The organism is Gudongella sp. QWL-04 (genome assembly GCF_058683975.1).
In genome coordinates this window covers 2,192,896-2,210,866 of the sequence record NZ_CM178754.1, presented here as the reverse complement: position 1 = coordinate 2,210,866, position 17,971 = coordinate 2,192,896, and the positions used below count along the sequence as shown (strand labels likewise).

Genomic DNA, 17,971 nt, shown 5'->3' with positions numbered 1-17,971 from the left:
ATTTTGTTGTCATATTCAAACAACTGACAGCAAATGTTGTAGACTTAGAGCACCTTTTTTTGTATAATCTTTTGAGGATTAATCGAAAGGAGCAAGCAATGAGTATCTTGACAGTAACAAATCTATCTCATGGTTTTGGAGACCGTGAAATATTAAAAAATGTAAACTTCAGACTTCTTAAGGGTGAGCATGTAGGGCTTATAGGGGCGAACGGAGAAGGCAAATCCTCATTCATGAATATCATAACCGGTAAGCTTGAGCCGGACGAAGGTCAAATCGAATGGTCCAAAAGAGTCAGGGTTGGATATCTTGACCAACACTCGGTCCTTGAAAAGGGAATGACCATAAGAGATGTTCTAAGAACTGCCTTCCAGTATCTGTTCGACCTTGAAGCTGAGATGCAGGATCTGTATATGAAGATGGGCGAAGTGGATGAAGGCCAACTTCAGACAATGCTTGAGGATGTTGGCACCATCCAGGATATACTTGATCACAATGACTTTTATATAATCGATACAAAGATCGAGGAAATATCCAAGGGATTAGGACTGGACGACATCGGATTGGAGCGGGAGGTTACTGATCTAAGCGGAGGTCAGCGAACTAAGGTCCTACTTACTAAGCTGCTCCTTGAAAAGCCTGATATATTGATGCTGGACGAGCCTACAAATTATCTTGACGAGCAGCACATAATTTGGCTTAGAAGATATCTTCAGGAGTACGAAAATGCCTTTATACTTATATCTCACGATATACCGTTCTTAAACAGTGTAATAAACCTAGTGTACCACGTGGAGGACAAGGAGCTTAACAGATATGTAGGTAACTATGATGATTTCCAGAGACTTTATGAGGCTAAGAAGGCTCAGCTTGAAGCAGCCTATAACAGACAGCAGCAGGAGATCGCTGACCTTGAAGACTTCGTCAGAAGAAACAAGGCCAGCGTTGCAACTAGAAACATGGCAATGTCAAGACAGAAAAAGCTGGATAAGATGGAGATAATAGAGCTTGCAAGGGAGAAACCGAAGCCACAGTTCAACTTCAAGGAGGGAAGGACGGCTAACAAGCTGATTTTTCAGACCAAGGAATTAGTCATAGGTTACAGCGAGCCATTGACCAAACCTTTGGATCTAATGCTTGAGAGAGGGCAAAAAATAGCCCTTACTGGAGCAAATGGCCTGGGAAAAACGACGCTATTAAAATCGATACTTGGGCTAACACCTGCTTATTCAGGGCAGACAATTCTTGGGGACAACCTGGAGATAGGCTACTTCCAGCAGGAAATGGATCCCGGCAACAACACCTGCATAGAGGAGATTTGGCAGGAATTCCCCGGCTGGACACAATATGAGGTAAGAAGCGCCTTGGCTAAGTGCGGACTTACGACAAAGCACATTGAATCCAAGGTGATGGTTCTTAGCGGGGGTGAACAGGCTAAGGTAAGGCTTTGCAAGATCATGAACAGGCCTACAAATATATTGCTCTTGGACGAGCCTACAAACCACCTGGATGTGGATGCCAAGGAGGAGCTAATGAGAGCCCTAAAGGCGTATAAGGGCGGGATCCTATTGATATCCCACGAGCCTGAGTTCTACAGGGAAGTGGCAACAGAGGTATGGAACTGCGAGGGCTGGAGCACAAAGATGTTCTAATTAGATAGATATATGATTAGGGATCGGATAAATTTCCGATCCCTTTTGTTATTCAAACAGCGACAAATATTCTTCATAGCCTTCCTTCTCCAGGTCAGCCTTTGGGATGAACCTTAGCGATGCACCGTTGATACAATACCTTAATCCCCCCATATCCCTCGGCCCGTCGTTGAATACATGTCCAAGATGGGAATCTGCGTCCTTGCTCCTTACCTCAGTTCTTAACATAAAGTGGCTGAAGTCCTTCTTCTCGACGATCTGTTCCTTCTCCAGAGGCTTGGAGAAGCTGGGCCAGCCGCATCCTGCATCGAACTTGTCCTTTGAAGAAAACAATGGCTCCCCAGAAACTATATCTACATATATCCCTTCATCAAAAAGCTGATCATATTCATGAGTGTGAGGTCGTTCTGTGTAGCTTTCCTGGGTGACCAGGTAGGATAGCTCCGATAAGTTCTTCCTTAACTCTTCCTTTGTTGGTTTTGTGTACTTCTTGTCCATTAGATACACCTCCGATACATTTTATACCCATTTTCAGGGCAACAAAAAGCCACCAGGGACGGTCCTTTTTGGCAGGAGTTGTTTGTTATTTTAGAAAATGGGACAACGGGGACGGTTTGGCATGCTACCTTAAAGGTTTACTATTTGGGTACGGTTAATTTTTTAGTTTTTATGCAGATAATTGTTTTTCTTTGAATATGCCAGGAGGATATCCACCAAGTTTCTTCTGAGGTCTGTCGTATATATAGTATCTCATATAGTCTTCAACTATCTCAATGACTTCGTTGATATCCTTGATCCTTCTACTCATTAGATGAATAGTTTCGCTTTTAAAGTGACCGAAAAAGCTTTCTGCTTTAGCATTATCCCAGCAATTGCCCTTTCGTGACATGCTCTGTTTAACATTCAACTCTTTTAGAAGATTGACATACATCAAGCTAGTGTAATGGACACCTTGATCGCTATGAATGATACTGCCAGATAGGTCGAACTTCTCGGAAAGTGCCTTTATTGCATTTAAGCTAAGATATTTATCCTGAGTATCGCTTATATTCCAGGATACAGGTTCATTATTGTACAGATCGATTACTGTGCAAAGATAAATCATCTTTCTTCTTGTTGGTATATATGTTATATCAGTTACAAGCTTTTTGCCAGGTACGGCTGATGAGAAATCACGTTGGAGTAAATCTTCTTTGATAATGCTTTGCTCTCTGGTCCTTTTGGACTTCTTTGTGAGTATTGATGAAATCTTTTTCTCTCGCATTATTCGTAGTATCTTTTTATGGTTCACATTGAGATGATATATGTTTCTTAAGTCATCCTTGATGGGCCTGTAGCCTTTTCTACGACCTGATTTCTTGTGGATAAGGAGAATCAGTTCTTCTATCACTTTATTTGAATCTGAGGGCTTAGAAGGATTCCTCTTGTAGTTGTAGTACGATGCTTTGCTTACTCCGGCTATTTCACAAAGAAGCCATATGGGGTATTTGTACTCAAGACTGAGTATTACTTCGTATTTTGCTTCACGGGTTCTTTTTTTTTAAGAAATGGTTTCAAGGATTCAAGACCCTCAAGGTACTCTATACGAGCCTTAAGGATCTCTATCTCATCTTCATAATGTCTTTCAAGAGGAGTCCTAGTGTCATTTCTAACGATTGACTCCTTTGATCTGGCAACTGACTTCTCCTGCTTTGTAGAGTTTGGAGGAAGAAGTCCTTTGTCAATGAGTTGTTGTTCCCAATTATTGATGTAGTTTTTTGAAGGAAGATTGTACTTCATTGCAATAGCTCTGACACCAAGAGAGCTGCTGTAGTAGTCAAGGACAACGGATAATTTGAATTCATCAGAGTATATTTTATTCAAAAGGAACACCTCCTAAGTTTAGTATATCTTACCGTCCCTAAATGGTAAACTTAAGAGGGTCCTTGCCAGTTCTTTTTGTCCCGATTTTGGGACAAAAAGAACCGTCCCCGTTGTCCCTGATCTTTGAAAAAATATTATTGACAAAATTTTAAAATGTATATATAATAAACCTACAACCTTATATTAAGTTGTAAGTTGTTTATTATTAAAGAAAGGAGGACAACAGATGGTACTTGGTAAGGGAAATTTAATTAAAAATAAACATGGAAATATGGAGCTCGAGGAGTACAAGATGAAGCTTCTTGGAAAGAATAGATTGAGCGAGGTCATTGAGCTTCAACAGTACGTTTATGACAATCTCCCCAACAAGGAGGTCTTATACATCGATTCCTACGATGATATGCTCGCCGATATGGAAAAGGGAGCGAAGATAATAGGAGTGCTTAACAGCAGAGACCGTCTGGTGGCCTACAGATATATCGCATTTCCAGGCAGCGAAGAGAGGAATCTAGGCTACGACATAAATATGAAAGAAGAACAGCTGGAGAAGGTCGTACACCTTGAGACTACAGTCGTTGATCCAAAGTACAGAGGTAATGGCTTGCAGAGTCTTACTCTTGATGCAGCAGCGAAAATGGTAAAGGCTGAAGGTTACAGACATTTGATGTGTACAGTATCTCCGTACAACTTTTACAGCCTGTACAATGTTATGATGAATGGTCTGAAGATAAAGGCTCTTAAGAAAAAGTACGGCTCTGACGAAGACGGCGAGGAAGGCCTTTGGAGATTTATACTTCACAGCGACCTGAACAAGAAGTCTTTGAATCCGGTAGATCTGGTTGTATCCAAGTGGGCAAATTTGGACAAGCAGAAGGAGCTTATTGATAATGGTTATGTAGGCTATGAGATTATAAAGGATACAAAACAGCTCAATTATATAAAATTTGAAGAAATCAGTGCATAATATAGGTGCTAAGGCTTTTCATTATTCTCCTCCTTACTGAAAATCCAGGACAAAGTGTCCTGGATTTCTTCTTTTCATCTATATTATTTCTATTTCATCTCCAGGCTGTATGATGCCGCCTTTAAGGACCTTCGTAAATATACCCTCCTTAGGCATTACGCATTTTCCTACCTTTACCTGGATCGCACAACCCTTGTGACATTCTTTACCTATTTGTGTGATTTCGTGAAGAGTATCACCAATCCTAAGCTTAGTTCCAACTGGAAGCTTATAAAGGATTATTCCCTCTGTTGTCAGATTCTCTGCAAAATCGCCATATTTTAGGTCATCCATTCCCATTTCCTTCATTTTATTGAAGCTTTCAACTCCCAGAAGGCTGACTTGTCTGTGCCAGTCTCCACTATGAGCATCGTTTTCGAGCCCATGATTTTCTATGAAGCTTCCCTTATCGATAGGTTCTTTTACAACTCCCTTTGAATCGGAGATGTTTACTGAAACTACTTTTCCTTTTTCTCTTCGCATATACTCTCCGGATTTCCCCCCAGTTTTCTTCATAAGCTTTATATCCTCAATTATCATATCCTTATCGATTGCCTTACACATATCGTAAATGGTAAGCGCAGCAGCAGAGGCTGCAGTAAGTGCTTCCATTTCTACACCCGTTTTCCCTGTGGTTCTAGCTTCAGCAGTTATATCAACCCAACATTCACCCAGAGAGAAGCTTATGTCAACCCCAGTAAGAAATATGTTATGGCACATAGGAATTATTTCACTTGTCCTTTTAGCAGCCATTATTCCTGCCACCTGGGCTACTCCTAGTACATCGCCTTTTTTGATCTGTCCTTCCTTTATCCTTTGAAGAGTATTTTCATTCATCCTGATCCTGCCCAAGGCCACTGCTGTCCTCTTTGTGTCATCCTTATCCCCTACCTCAACCATCCTGGCTCTGCCTTCTTCATTGAAATGAGTAAGCTCCATATCTCAACCTCCTATCGAGTTCATGCTTCGCTTGATATATTCCTGGTTCTCAAGGTGGTGCTCCTCCTCCTTAGTGAGGATGGCATTTGCTATAGTTTGATCAAGGTCTCCTCCTTCGCGAAGGATCCGCTTCAGGTCGATCTCTCTGTCCGAATGGAGACACAGTTTAAGCTTCCCAGTTGCAGTGAGCCTTACTCTGTTGCAGTTATCACAAAACTTGCACGATATCGGGTTTATAAGGCCAACCTTACCCAAGCCATCCTTTAACCTATAGTACACAGCCGGCGAAGACGGATCCTCTCTGTCTATAGGAACCAGTTCCGGAACTTTCTTCAAAACAGTTGAGTTGGGTATAAATTTGGACTTAGCAAAGGATGCGGCCTCGCCTATTGGCATAAGCTCGATGAATCTTACATCAATGGAACCATCTTTGGTAAGATCCACGAAATCAGATATCTCATCATCGTTAAAGCCCCCGATCAAGACTGTGTTGAGCTTTATTGGCTTCATACCAAGCTCCTTGACCTTCCTGATCCCAGCGAGCACCTTATGAAGGTTCCCGCCTCTTGTGATAGAGTTGTACTTTTCCTCATCAAGGGTATCGAGGCTGACATTGATCCTGTTCACTCCAGCCTTTACTAGCTCCTCTGCAAATTGATTCAGCAGGATTCCATTAGTCGTCAAAGTTACCTCCCTGACACCAGCAAGCTTCCCTACTTTATCTATTAGATCTAATGCTCCATACCTTACCAGAGGTTCTCCTCCCGTAAACCTAATCTTTGATATCCCCAAACGGACAAAAGCTTCTGTCACCTGATAGAGCTCCTCCAGAGAGAGCATCCCATCGTGAGTTACCTTGTTCTTGATCCCGTCCTTGGGCATACAGTATTCACATCTAAGATTACACCTGTCGGTAAGTGATATCCTCAAATAATTTATATCTCTTCCATAGCTGTCCTTCATATTATCACCCTCAATCTATCCAAATTACTTCACCAGTTCTATGGAATCCGTAGCCTCCCATTGCAGTTACTCTGTTTTTAAATTCCTCAGATTTGATCGTACTAATGAACTCCATTACCAGATCCATTTTCATGGATTCTCCGTCGATAAGGAAGTCGTAGTCTTCGTCTGCCAGCGGTACAAAGTCCAATCCCATTGCATTTGCCGCTGAAAGTACACCTAGCCCTGTATCTGCGGATCCTGTCAAAACTGCGGAAGCCACAGCCATGTGAGTTGAGAGCTCCCTTTGATGTCCCTTGATATCTGCAGGTTGTATACCTGAAAGCTGCAGCTTGTAATCCAGGAGTACTCTTGTTCCGGCTCCTCTCTGCCTGTTTGCGAATAATACATCATCTCTAATAAGGTCCTCTACACCTGTTATCTTCTTGGGATTGCCCTTTGGTACCATAAAACCCTGCAGCCTTTGTATTCCCTTGATCAGAACCATTTTTCGCCCTGGAAAATATTTTTTGATGTAGCTTATATTGTATTCCCCAGTATCCATGTCCAATAGGTGTATAGGAGCAAGGTGACACTCGTCTCTCCTAAGGCTCATTATACCTCCCATACTTCCTACATGAGAGGAGGAAAGTTTCATCACATCCCCAATTATGTCCATTACAAGATCGTGACTGCCTATTGATACAAGTGTATCTCTTATTTGGGAAAGAGGTTTGAGCAGCTCGACCTCAATTTCATCTCCTGCTTCGTATCCTTCGACGTTTCTCGGGATTATACCAAGCCCATCAGCCTTTACAAGGCTCATGCTCACTCCCGCTCCACCAGCAAGCGGTGTTGCGATAAGCCTTTCTCCAACCTGACCGAGACTTACTCTTATGATTTCCTTGTTCTTCAGTGAGGAAACCAGACGCCTTGATATTGTAGCCTTAACGGTCTCATATATCTCTCCCCGATCTCCCAAATACTTTAGGATCACAGGTTTTGCGAAAATATCGAATACCATGAAGGCGGAGACTGGATATCCTGGAATTCCAATTACCGGCTTATCATTTATCATTCCAAGTATAGTAGGCTTTCCCGGCTTCATTGCGACACCATGGACAAACACCTCACCCAGCTCACTTATAAGGTTGACCGTGTAATCCTTGGTTCCTGCAGAGGAACCGGCATTTATCAACACCACATCGTTCTCACTGACCGCTTGAAGAATAAGATTTCTTAGCTTCTCATAATCATCCTCCATTGGAGCATACCTATTGCCGATGCCTCCGAGACTTTCGACAAGGCCATTGAATACATGAGAATTTGAATCGATTATCGTACCTTCCCTCACCTGTGCAATATCCTCCACGATTTCGGAGCCTGTTGGTATTATTCCCACTCTTGGTTTGGCATATACCGGCACCTGCGATATGCCTCCTGAAAGCAAAGCTCCAAGATCCATTGGTCTTATTTTATGCCTGGAAGGCAATATCATCTCGGTTGCAACGATGTCCTCTCCAATCTGCCTTACATGCTGATAAGGATACGCAGGCTGGAGTATCTCAACACTTCCATTTCCCTTCTCAAGGACTTCCTCGATCATTATCACCGAATCATAAGGTTCTTTAATAGGATTCCCTGTGTTGATATAGCTGAATTCCTCACCTTCAATAAGAGTCATGGGCTTGCTTTCTGCTGCTCCTACAGTCTTCTTGGATTCAACAGCTATTCCATCCATAGCAGCTGCATTATAGCCCGGAGAGGATACCAATGCGTATACCGCCTCAAACGTCACTCTTCCAAGTGCTTCTGCTGTGGAAATCAGTTCTCTTTTGCCAGAAATTTTAAGCCTTTCCAGGTAGCCAGACCTTGCCTCTTCAACATCGACATTATCAATATAGGTAGTTCTTTCCATTTATTCTCCTCCTAAATAAGGAATATATCCCTTAGCTCGCCCCTATTGACTCCTTCCTCGTGCTCCCTTATAACTATATAACCTTGAGAGCCTGAAAGCAGAGTTATCATGCCCGACTTTCCAAAGCTTGGAGTTGCCAGATACTCTCCATTCTCCATACCCAATCGTACCATGTGATAGGTTTCCTTGCCTGGAGATGAAGGGAAGTTTTGTGTCACCACAGCCTTTACCTGGGGAAGGATATCTTCCCTACTCATCAGACCTCTGATAAAGGGTTCAACAATTGCCTTGAAGACAACTATGGAAGAAACAGGGTGACCTGGTAATCCAACAACCAGCTTGCCTTTTCCGTCCCCAACTATAGTAGGCTTCCCAGGTTTTATAGCAAGCCCGTGTATAAGGACTCCCTTGCCCCCAAGGGCTTCTATTACCTGGTATGTATAGTCTCTAGTCCCTACTGAGCTCCCTCCAGATAGTATAAGTATGTCACATTTTTCTAGTCCTTCCAGTACACCTTTAAGTAGCAGATCGTAATCATCCCCGATTATCACTCTTCCCGAAAGCTCTCCACCAAGGCTCTCCACCAGTGAACCTATTGAGTAGGAGTTGATGTCTCTTATCTTTCCAAGGTCAAGTTTTTCACCGATATCGATAATCTCATCACCTGTTGATATTATATGGACCCTGGGCTTTTTATATACCTTCGCCTTAGTTATTCCTAGGCTAGCAAGAACTCCTATCCCCTGAGCTGTCAGCTTGTACCCCTTCTTAAGGACTGCTTGTCCGGTCCTGACGTCTTCTCCCTTAAACAGAATGTTTTCTCCTACAGCTACAGGTTTGTATATAAGGAGAGTACTATCGTCCATTTTTTCGGTATTTTCTATCATCACCATTGCCGTTGCACCTTTAGGTATCATCCCGCCTGTTGGTACGTAAATGGCTTCACCGCTTTTTAAAACTTCAGCTGCTTCCTCACCCATCCTTACCTCGCCCTTTATAATAAGAAGCGACGGGATCGAGTCCGTTGCACCATGACTGTCCTCGGCTACTATTGCATAACCATCCACAGTTGATCTGTCGAATCCGGGTACATCCTCTTTGGATACCACATCTTCGGATAAAGTCCTGCCAGTGGCCTTCTCCAGCTCCAACTCCTCGCTCTGGAGGGTATATCCCGAAAATTCATCCAGAATCAATTTTCTTGAATCTTCAACTGACGATACCTTAAAGAACTCCATTTATACCATCCTTCCCAATTCCAATTTGATTTGGTTGTTGCAAAGCCTTTCAGCCTGCTCCATATTGTGGGTTATTATGACTATAGTTGCTCCAGTTGCATAGTTATATCTTCTAACAGCCTCTTCCATCCTCAGGGTTGAGTCAGGGTCCAGATTAGAGGTCGGCTCATCCAGGAGTAAAAGCCTGGGTCTTATGGAAAGAGCTCTTGCCAAAGCCACCTTCTGTGCTTCTCCGCCTGAGAGCTGATGCCCTTTCTTTTTTAGCAGCTCCTCTATCCCCAGACTTTCGGCTGCCGATAAAACTCCTTTATCTATTTCTTCCTTGCTTTTATTGCGAATTTGCAGGGGATAGGCAATATTGTCGTAGACTGTCCTCCTAAAAAGATATGGCTTTTGGAATACCAGCGTCATTGACTCTCTAACATGATTGCTTATTGGGAGCCCGTCATAGGTTACCTCTCCTTCGAAGCCGTCGTCGAGTCCTGCAATTATGTGGAGTAGCGTAGTCTTGCCTGCTCCGTTGGAGCCGGTTATCCCAGTTATAATCCCTTTAGGGATGGTCAAATCATCTATATCTAAAACCATTGTATTTCGGTATTTTTTTCTCGTTCTTATTAGCTTTATCTCCATTACTCTTCCTCCTGACTATACGAGTAAATCAGACTGTGGATCCCGAAGGAAACCACGAGGAGGATGATTCCAAGTGCAATTGCCATTGGATAATCTCCCATGGAGTTCATCATTGATATTGCTGTAGTCATAACCCGGGTCTGTCCCTTGATATTACCTCCAACAATCATTACTGCCCCTACCTCGGATATGGCTCTTGAAAATGCAGTGGCAATGTTCACAAGGATGTCGATTTTTAACTCTCTGATAATTAGGATCACTGAATCGGATCTTTTACCTCCCAGGGTTCTTGAGACTCTCTCGATAGGGATCCCTCTGTTCTTTGATAGATTATATGTAAGGCCCAACACAAGTGGTATTACAAGTATCGTCTGAGCGATGATCATTGCTGAAGGAGTATAAAGAAGCCGCAAATATCCCAAGGGTCCTCTTCTAGCGAGCAGCAGCGCTACCACTAGACCTACGATCACTGAAGGGATACTCATGAAGGTATATACAGTTCTTGAAAATATTTTTTTCCCTTTAAATTGCTTGATGCCAAGGTAAACCCCCAGCGGAACAAAAATAAGTGAGGCGACCATGGTAGCGCATATGGATACTAAAAGTGAAAGCATGATTATTCTATATACCTCACCATCAAATCCAGCCAAAAGCCTTAATGCCTCTCCAAAGCCCTGGGCTATATAATCCATAGTCCCTCACCTCCTTTGATAATCTTATTGTTTCTAGGAGCCTGAATGAACCTATTTACCATAGTTTGGTATAAACAAAGGCTCTCCATACTCCTCGACTCCAAATTGCGATATAAGCTCCTGTCCCTCTTCTGAAATCAACCAGTCCATAAACTCTAAAGCCCCAGCCTCATTGATCATTTCTCCCTTATTTGGATTGACAGGTATTATTCCATACTGATTGAAAAGGCCTTCGTCTCCCTCGACAACAATCTCCAGTTGGAGTGTGTCCTTAAGTGCAAGGTAGGTTGCTCTGTCTGTCAAGGTATATCCTTGTCTTTCGTCAGCTATCTTTAGGACATCCCCCATTCCTGCACCGGCTTCAATATACCATTCACCGGCAGGCTCAATTGAAAGTGCTTTCCAGAGTCCCAGCTCCTTCTTATGAGTTCCTGAGTCATCTCCTCTTGAAACGAACGGAAGTCCTTTTTCACTGATCGCAGCAAGAGCTGCATTGATATCATTTCCATAAGTAATTTGACCATCGGCTGGCCCCACAAGTACAAAATCATTGTACATTACATCGTGTCTTACTGTGCCATGACCTTCCTCAACCAGCTTCAATTCATCAGCCTTGGCGTGTACCAGAAGTACGTCAGCCTCCCCGTCTCGTCCCATTTGCAGGGCATTACCGGTTCCAACTGCAATTGTTTTTACCTCGATCCCGGTCTCCTCAGTGAAGATCGGAAGCAGAAAATCGAGAAGTCCTGAGTCCTGTGTACTTGTCGTCGTTGCAAGGATTATACTTTTCTCAGCAGCTGGTTCAGGCTCAGTTGCAGGCTCCTGTGCAGGAGTTTCAGCCGGTGCTTCTGCAGGAGCTTCTGTCCTAGATGCACAACCGGACATAGTTACAAGGATCAGCAAGAGGAGAAGTACGTATGTAAGCGTTTTTTTCATGACGACCACTCTCCTTTAATTTTGGGAAACAAAAAAGACAACCAGAAAGAAAGGTTGCCTTATTAAACATCTTCCTTTCCAAACGGGAGGCTCAGAGATTTCCCTCTAAACCCAACGGCACTGGGTCATGGCTATGCTTTAGACCTTCGTGCTCGGAAAATTGCTATAGATATTCAGTTTGTCTCCTCTTGCAAATCCAATCAATGTAATGCCGGTTTCCTGAGCCAGACTGACAGCCAGCTCTGTAGGTGCAGACCTTGAAGCGATAACAGGTATCCCTTGCTTAGCTGCCTTTATAAGCAGCTCGGATGATACCCTTCCTGTTGTAAGCACTAGCTTATCAGACAACTCAATGCCCTCAAGCCTTGCTCTGCCAATGAGTTTATCCATGGCATTGTGCCTTCCGATATCCTCCTCCTGAAGGAGGATAGAAGATATATCACACAATGCGCATCCATGTACTCCTCCAGTGTCTCGGAAAAGCTTGGAGTTCTGATTGAACTCTCTCATCAATTGTAGCACAATACTTGGATGAATTTCCATACTTTTCTGTATTTTAATAGCCTTTGTCTGGTCAACAGCACTGTAGAACGAGGTTCCTCTTCCACAGCCCGAGGTTATGGTCCTTCTCCCTATAAGCTTTTCCCTAAGCGGTCTTTTTACAGAGGTATTAATTGTAGCTCTTCCCAGCTCTTCTTCTATGTACAACTCATTTATCTCGTCAATATGATCGATGAAGTTTTCGGACAGAAGAAATCCTACTATCAGTTCCTTGAGAGAGGTTGGCGTGCACAAAAGAGTGACCAGTTCATCACCGTTCAGATGGATGGTCAATGGATATTCGACTATCACCTGATCCTCTTCGATCGTCAGTTCTCCTCTTCTCCACCTTGCAACATTTACTCTATTCGTCGTATCCACTTAAGGTTCCCTCCTCCAAATACTTTAGAAGGTCCTCGCGGGTGTTAAGATTAAGAAACATCCCCCAATCAGGGCTGAAGCTTCTGGCGACCTCCTCAGGAATATACTCCACTATGTGGTTTTTCAGAAGTCTGTGCACAGCCTTTCCCCCCTCCAGGAGAAATTCTTCTATATACTCAGCCAATGCTTTGTTATAGAAGGCATTAAAGGGCTCGATCCAGTCACCGAATTTAGTGATGCAAGCCATAGGTCTGTTATATTCCAGTAGCTCCTTCATATGATCAATATATTTGTTATTGATTTGAGGCATGTCGCAGGCGATGACGAAGGAATATTCTGAGGAAGCAGCAGAAAGCCCGGCATGGATCCCTGATAATGGGCCCATGTCGGGAATTATGTCGCTCGTTATCTTGTCTGCGAGTCCGATATATAGCTCAGGCCTATTTGTCACGACGATTATTTCGTCAAAATAGTTCCTTAGCCTTTTTATGAGCCCCTCGGTCAAGCTTCGCTCTCTAAGCTTGAGCGTTTGTTTATCAAAGCCCATACGGGTGCTTTTGCCCCCGGCAAGGATTATTGCAGAACCAAAATGCTTCATATCAATCACCGCTTCTTGCACATTCACTATCTCTTCCGGTCATGATCTCCAATCCATGATGAACGCTGTCCAGAATGAATTCCAGAGATTCCCTTACGGCCTTGGGACTTCCTGGTAAATTTATTATCAGAGTGCTTTTGCGTATTCCAGATACCGCTCTCGAAAGCATTGCGCGGGGAGTGATTCTAAGACTCAGGGACCTTATGGCTTCGGATATTCCAGGAGCCATCCTGTCACAAACCCTTATTGTTGCTTCCGGGGTGACATCTCTCATACTAAATCCTGTTCCACCGGTTGTCAGGATAAGATCTACCTTGACTTCATCTGAAAGTCTTATCATTTCCTGGGCCAGAAGTTCCTCCTCGTCTGGCAGGACCTTGTAGCTTACGATCTGGTATCCTCTGTTCTCTGTCATCTCCTTGATCAACGCTCCTGAAAGATCTTCTCTGTCTCCCCTCGAGCCCTTATCGCTTGCTGTGATTATTCCTACTTTGAACATATTAACCTCCCCAAGGAAGGGTCATGTATTCCTTCATCCTTCTGTCGTATTCAGATTTGAAAAGCCTTTCGTGCCCTTCCTCCCATTTTGAGAGCTTAGTGAATATTGCCTTGATACCCTCATCCTTAGAATGCTCGGCAGCTCTCTCATAGAATTCCTTGTAGTCTCTCTCTATTAAATACGCCATCCTTAGAATTGTCAGATCAGGGATGTCAGACTCCTTGAGCGTCTCCTCAATATGCTCAGATTCTTCTCTTGACTTGAATATGTCTTCATCTCTGTCCATGACATCCTCAGCAGTGTCAAAGTCTCCATTGCTTCCGTACGACTTAAGCTGTCTTTCCAAATAGGCGTAATGCTCCATCTCAACATCAGACAGGTCAAGGAACAGCTTTTGGGTGGTCGGGTTCGAGAAGTGTCCGGCCTTTTCCTTGAAGAAATTACTGCCATCCAGCTCCATTTGCATGGCATATCTCAACACCTGTTCATAATCCATTATAACACCTCCTAAATTCTTTCGATCCTTACTGCGGCTACCTTAAGCTCTGGAATCTTTGCTATATCGTCAGTTGCTGTGTTGGTAAGATAATTTGCTTGACCCTCCGAGTAATGGAATGGCATGAATACAACATCTTCATCGATTCCATCTGTAACCCTTGCCCTTGCCTGGGTTTCGCCTCTTCTTGAGGTAAGCCTGACCATGTCGCCTTCTGATATGCCAAGCTTATTTGCAGTAGCGTCATTGATCTCGACGAACGAGCTTGGAGCCAGGGTCATAAGACCCTCTTCTCTTCCAGTCATAGTCATCGTGTGATAATGATACAGTATCCTGCCCGTGGTCAGGATAAATGGATATTCATGATCTGGCATTTCAGCACTGTCCACATGCTCTACCGGCATAAACAAGCCTCTTCCTCTTGCTATGGCCGTCTTGTGGAGGAATCTCGTACCTGGGTGATCCTCATTAAGCACAGGCCATTGCAGTCCACCGTGTTCAAGCCGTTTGTATGAGATCCCTGCATAAGATGGAGTCAGTGATGCTACCTCTGCCATGATCCTTGCAGGATGGGAGTATTTCTTTTCATATCCCATATAGTTCATTATCTCCATAAGGATCTGCCAGTCGGGCTTAGCCTCTCCGGGAGCTTCAACTGCCTTTCTTACTCTCTGGACTCTTCTCTCTGTATTTGTGAAGGTGCCGTCCTTTTCTGCAAATGCCGCAGCAGGAAGAACTACATCGGCAAGCTCCGCTGTTTCAGACAGGAATATATCCTGAACGACAAGGAAGTCCACATGCTCCAGGACATGCCTTACATGGTTTGAGTCCGGGTCAGATACCATGGGATTTTCCCCCATGATATAAAGAAATTTAATCTTATCCTTTTCGATAGAGTCGAACATCTCGGTTATTGTTTGTCCGACCTTCCCTGAAAGTTTTCTGCCCCAAGCCTCTTGAAATTTATCGATTACCTCAGGCTTATGAACCTTTTGATACCCTGGCAGGTCACCTGGCAACCCTCCCATATCGCAGGCTCCCTGAACGTTATTTTGTCCTCTTAAAGGATTTACCCCTGCAGATTCTATACCCACATTTCCGCATAAAAGCGCCAGATTAGAAATACTCATTACAGCATGAGTGCCAGTGGTATGCTGGGTAATTCCCATCGTGTAGTAGATCCCTGCCTTTTTTGCTTCTCCGTATATGTGAGCAGCCTTTTCGATGTCCTTTGGATCCAGTCCGCAGATCTCGCCAACCCTCTCCGGAGTGTAGCTCTCGACAAGTCTTTTAAGCTCCTCGAAGTTTTCAGTTCTTTCCTCTATATAGCTCTTATCCTGGAGTCCATCTCTTATGATCACATGCATAAGTCCGTTCAACAAGGCTATGTTGGTACCTGGTTTAAGCTGCAGGTAGACATCAGCGTAATCAGCAAGCTCTATCCTCCTTGGGTCGGCAACTACAAGCCTTGCTCCCCTTCTCTTAGCCTGCTTCATCATGGCTCCGATGACCGGATGGTTTTCAGTCGTGTTTGAGCCTATTATAAACATTGAATCAGTGTTTTTTATTTCCTGGATGCCGTTGGTCATTGCTCCGCTTCCAAGTGTTATTGCGAGACCCGCAACAGTGGAAGCGTGTCAGAGGCGTGCGCAGTGGTCGACATTATTTGTCCCAAGCACTGCCCTGAAAAGCTTCTGGAATAGGTAATTTTCTTCATTTGTACATCTGGCAGAGGTAAGTCCTGCGAAGGCTTCTGCTCCATGGCTTGACTTGACTGCCTTCATTTTTTGAGTAATAAGGTTGTACGCCTCCTCCCAGGAAGCTTCCCTGAACCTGCCATTATCTTTTATCAAAGGTTTAGTAAGCCTATCCGGATGTGACAGAAAATTATAGGAAAACTTTCCCTTTACACAAAGCAATCCCTCGTTGTGTGCATCCATTGCAGGGTCAACACCAACAACCTTATTCCCTTTTACTACAAGATCCATCTGGCAGCCCACTCCACAATAGGAGCAGGTAGTTCTTACCTTTTGAGTGTCCCAATATCTGAATTTATCTCTTGATTTCGGCTCAAGCGCCCCTACGGGACAAACAGATACGCAGTTTCCACAGGATACGCAGGTTGAATTTATTAGACCGTCGCCAAAGGGCGTGGACACATTCGTCTCGAAGCCTCTCTCCTCAAATCCTATTGCAGTGGTTCCCTGCAGTTCGTCGCAAACCCTGACGCACAAGCCACATAGGATGCACTTCCTGGAGTCGAAGGAATAGAATGGATTTGTATCGTCGTACTTTGGAGTTCTGGATGACCATCTGTATGTGCCCTCTGTTATGCCATACTCGTAGCAGTAGTCCTGAAGCTTGCATCGTCCCGATTTTTGGCAGTTCAGACACTCTAGAGGGTGGTTGGAGATAAGGAAATCCAGCAGCTGTTGCCTTTCCCTTATGACCGGCTCACTATGGGTGTTTATTTTCATGCCTTCCCTAAGCAATGTCGTGCAAGATGTATGTAAGCTTTTCCATCCATCGATCTCTACCACGCAAAGCCTGCAGGATCCTGAAGGGTTAAGCCTTTCGTCATGACATAGAGTTGGGATATCTATCCCTGCCTCTCTGCAGGCCTGAAGTACAGTTATCCTTTCAGCAAACTCATATGGCTTCCCGTTTATAATTATCTTCATTCAGTGTCACCTCCCTTTCCTGCGTTGCCTTTGAGTCTTTCTATTTTCTCCAGCAGCTCAGTTATTCCAAGAGCCTTATCCCAAGTTGTCCTTTCAAATTTGCCATCGATTTTTCTATATGGTGGTTCCGGATCATCAACATACTTAAGCTCAGTTGCAAGTCTGCCCTTAAGGCACAAGGGCCTTCCATTTGACGGAGCCTTCGCAACTAGAGATACTACCTTCCTTTTTACTGAATGTACCTCAAACTCGCAGCCATACTCGCATGCCTTACAGGAGACAACCTTCTTCGATGCCTCCCAGCTTCTTACCTTATTATATTCTCTCTTATCGACCAAAGCTCCCACCGGACACACGGCAACACATCGGTTGCAGGATACACAGGGTGATTCCTCTATAGATTCATCAGCTCCGAATATTATCCTGGTGTCATATCCTCTTTCAGCAAAAGCCAAAACCCTTCTGTCAGATACCTGCGAACAGGTAAGAACACATTTCCCACATAAGATACACTTGCTATTATCCTTTAATATATAAGGGCTCGAGGTATCCATAAGCTGCGGTCTCATCGCTCCCTCATGCTTTCTGAAGGCTACATCGTACTTGTAGGAATACTTTTGAAGCAGGCACTCACCCGCCTTCTGGCATGTCAAGCAGTCATTGGGATGACTGTCCAGCAACAGCTGAAGTACGTCTCTTCTGGCATTTATAGTCTTTTCTGTTTCCGTATTTACTATCATTCCGTCCTTCACAAGTGTCGAGCACGAGGTTTGAAGCTTCTTACTCCCCTCGATCTCAACCACACACATCCTGCATGCTCCGAATATCTCAAGGGTTTCATCATAGCAGAGTGCCGGTATTTCTATACCTATCGACCTGGCGGCCTGAAGGACGGTCAATTCAGCGGATACGTCCGCAATCTTTCCGTCTATGGTCAACCTTACAGTTTTCATTTCAAGCCTC

At 44.0% G+C, this 17,971-nt stretch carries 18 protein-coding genes, 1 pseudogene and 1 riboswitch; of the genes and pseudogenes, 2 read left to right on the top strand and 17 right to left on the bottom strand.

Annotated features, from left to right (window positions below; all coding sequences use genetic code 11):
• The first annotated feature begins 98 nt into the window (after positions 1 to 98).
• Complete coding sequence (abc-f, locus tag AC4PHB_RS11010; protein ID WP_492136471.1) at positions 99 to 1,652, top strand: ribosomal protection-like ABC-F family protein; 1,554 nt, start codon at positions 99 to 101, stop codon at positions 1,650 to 1,652.
• Between the two features lie 48 nt (positions 1,653 to 1,700).
• On the opposite strand, the gene msrB is transcribed toward abc-f, so the two are convergent.
• The 3 genes from msrB to AC4PHB_RS10995 all read right to left on the bottom strand — a co-directional run bounded on the left by msrB (position 1,701) and on the right by AC4PHB_RS10995 (position 3,515).
• Entirely contained in the window at positions 1,701 to 2,150 is a 450-nt protein-coding gene (gene msrB, locus AC4PHB_RS11005; RefSeq protein ID WP_492136470.1) for a peptide-methionine (R)-S-oxide reductase MsrB, read from the bottom strand.
• A gap of 169 nt (positions 2,151 to 2,319) precedes the next feature.
• Positions 2,320 to 3,132: an IS3 family transposase gene (locus AC4PHB_RS11000; RefSeq protein ID WP_492137753.1), complete on the bottom strand. Its 813-nt coding sequence runs from the start codon at positions 3,130 to 3,132 to the stop codon at positions 2,320 to 2,322.
• A gap of 26 nt (positions 3,133 to 3,158) precedes the next feature.
• Positions 3,159 to 3,515 (bottom strand): transposase, encoded by a 357-nt coding sequence (locus AC4PHB_RS10995; RefSeq protein ID WP_492135739.1) that lies wholly within the window; start codon positions 3,513 to 3,515, stop codon positions 3,159 to 3,161.
• Between the two features lie 226 nt (positions 3,516 to 3,741).
• Between AC4PHB_RS10995 and AC4PHB_RS10990 the strand changes: the two genes are divergently transcribed.
• The gene (locus AC4PHB_RS10990) at positions 3,742 to 4,479 is read left to right on the top strand and encodes a GNAT family N-acetyltransferase (protein WP_492136469.1); all 738 of its coding nucleotides are present in this window, start codon (positions 3,742 to 3,744) and stop codon (positions 4,477 to 4,479) included.
• Positions 4,480 to 4,557: 78 nt separating this feature from the next.
• Here AC4PHB_RS10990 and AC4PHB_RS10985 read toward each other — a convergent pair whose 3' ends face one another.
• The 14 genes and pseudogenes from AC4PHB_RS10985 to AC4PHB_RS10920 all read right to left on the bottom strand — a co-directional run bounded on the left by AC4PHB_RS10985 (position 4,558) and on the right by AC4PHB_RS10920 (position 17,961).
• On the bottom strand, positions 4,558 to 5,001 hold the full coding sequence (locus tag AC4PHB_RS10985) for an MOSC domain-containing protein (RefSeq protein WP_492137772.1): 444 nt from the start codon (positions 4,999 to 5,001) through the stop codon (positions 4,558 to 4,560).
• Between the two features lie 51 nt (positions 5,002 to 5,052).
• Positions 5,053 to 5,418 (bottom strand): annotated as a pseudogene (gene moaC, locus AC4PHB_RS10980) (cyclic pyranopterin monophosphate synthase MoaC); the annotation flags it as partial.
• Between the two features lie 42 nt (positions 5,419 to 5,460).
• Positions 5,461 to 6,420: a GTP 3',8-cyclase MoaA gene (moaA, locus tag AC4PHB_RS10975; protein ID WP_492136468.1), complete on the bottom strand. Its 960-nt coding sequence runs from the start codon at positions 6,418 to 6,420 to the stop codon at positions 5,461 to 5,463.
• A gap of 10 nt (positions 6,421 to 6,430) precedes the next feature.
• On the bottom strand, positions 6,431 to 8,317 hold the full coding sequence (locus AC4PHB_RS10970; RefSeq protein ID WP_492136467.1) for a molybdopterin biosynthesis protein: 1,887 nt from the start codon (positions 8,315 to 8,317) through the stop codon (positions 6,431 to 6,433).
• Between the two features lie 11 nt (positions 8,318 to 8,328).
• The gene (locus AC4PHB_RS10965) at positions 8,329 to 9,555 is read right to left on the bottom strand and encodes a molybdopterin molybdotransferase MoeA (RefSeq protein ID WP_492136466.1); all 1,227 of its coding nucleotides are present in this window, start codon (positions 9,553 to 9,555) and stop codon (positions 8,329 to 8,331) included.
• Positions 9,556 to 10,185: an ABC transporter ATP-binding protein gene (locus AC4PHB_RS10960; RefSeq protein WP_492136465.1), complete on the bottom strand. Its 630-nt coding sequence runs from the start codon at positions 10,183 to 10,185 to the stop codon at positions 9,556 to 9,558.
• The gene (locus tag AC4PHB_RS10955) at positions 10,185 to 10,877 is read right to left on the bottom strand and encodes an ABC transporter permease (protein WP_492136464.1); all 693 of its coding nucleotides are present in this window, start codon (positions 10,875 to 10,877) and stop codon (positions 10,185 to 10,187) included. The genes AC4PHB_RS10960 and AC4PHB_RS10955 overlap by 1 nt, the downstream gene beginning before the upstream one ends.
• Before the next feature lie 51 nt (positions 10,878 to 10,928).
• Positions 10,929 to 11,813 (bottom strand): ABC transporter substrate-binding protein, encoded by an 885-nt coding sequence (locus AC4PHB_RS10950; RefSeq protein WP_492136463.1) that lies wholly within the window; start codon positions 11,811 to 11,813, stop codon positions 10,929 to 10,931.
• 55 nt (positions 11,814 to 11,868) lie between these two features.
• Positions 11,869 to 11,983, bottom strand: a riboswitch (molybdenum cofactor riboswitch).
• Complete coding sequence (gene fdhD, locus AC4PHB_RS10945) at positions 11,952 to 12,734, bottom strand: formate dehydrogenase accessory sulfurtransferase FdhD (RefSeq protein WP_492136462.1); 783 nt, start codon at positions 12,732 to 12,734, stop codon at positions 11,952 to 11,954. Its footprint overlaps the riboswitch before it by 32 nt.
• Positions 12,718 to 13,332 (bottom strand): molybdenum cofactor guanylyltransferase, encoded by a 615-nt coding sequence (gene mobA / locus AC4PHB_RS10940; protein ID WP_492136461.1) that lies wholly within the window; start codon positions 13,330 to 13,332, stop codon positions 12,718 to 12,720. Before mobA ends, fdhD begins: the two co-directional genes overlap by 17 nt.
• Before the next feature lies 1 nt (position 13,333).
• Positions 13,334 to 13,831 carry a MogA/MoaB family molybdenum cofactor biosynthesis protein gene (locus AC4PHB_RS10935; RefSeq protein WP_492136460.1) on the bottom strand — a complete coding sequence of 166 codons (498 nt, stop codon included), beginning with the start codon at positions 13,829 to 13,831 and terminating at the stop codon, positions 13,334 to 13,336.
• A gap of 1 nt (position 13,832) precedes the next feature.
• Complete coding sequence (locus AC4PHB_RS10930) at positions 13,833 to 14,327, bottom strand: ferritin-like domain-containing protein (RefSeq protein WP_492136459.1); 495 nt, start codon at positions 14,325 to 14,327, stop codon at positions 13,833 to 13,835.
• Between the two features lie 11 nt (positions 14,328 to 14,338).
• A complete protein-coding gene (gene fdhF, locus AC4PHB_RS10925; protein WP_492136458.1) occupies positions 14,339 to 17,008 on the bottom strand; it encodes a formate dehydrogenase subunit alpha in 2,670 nt (889 codons plus the stop codon).
• Positions 17,005 to 17,961: an NADH-quinone oxidoreductase subunit G gene (locus AC4PHB_RS10920; RefSeq protein ID WP_492136457.1), complete on the bottom strand. Its 957-nt coding sequence runs from the start codon at positions 17,959 to 17,961 to the stop codon at positions 17,005 to 17,007. Before AC4PHB_RS10920 ends, fdhF begins: the two co-directional genes overlap by 4 nt.
• Between the last annotated feature and the right edge of the window lie 10 nt (positions 17,962 to 17,971).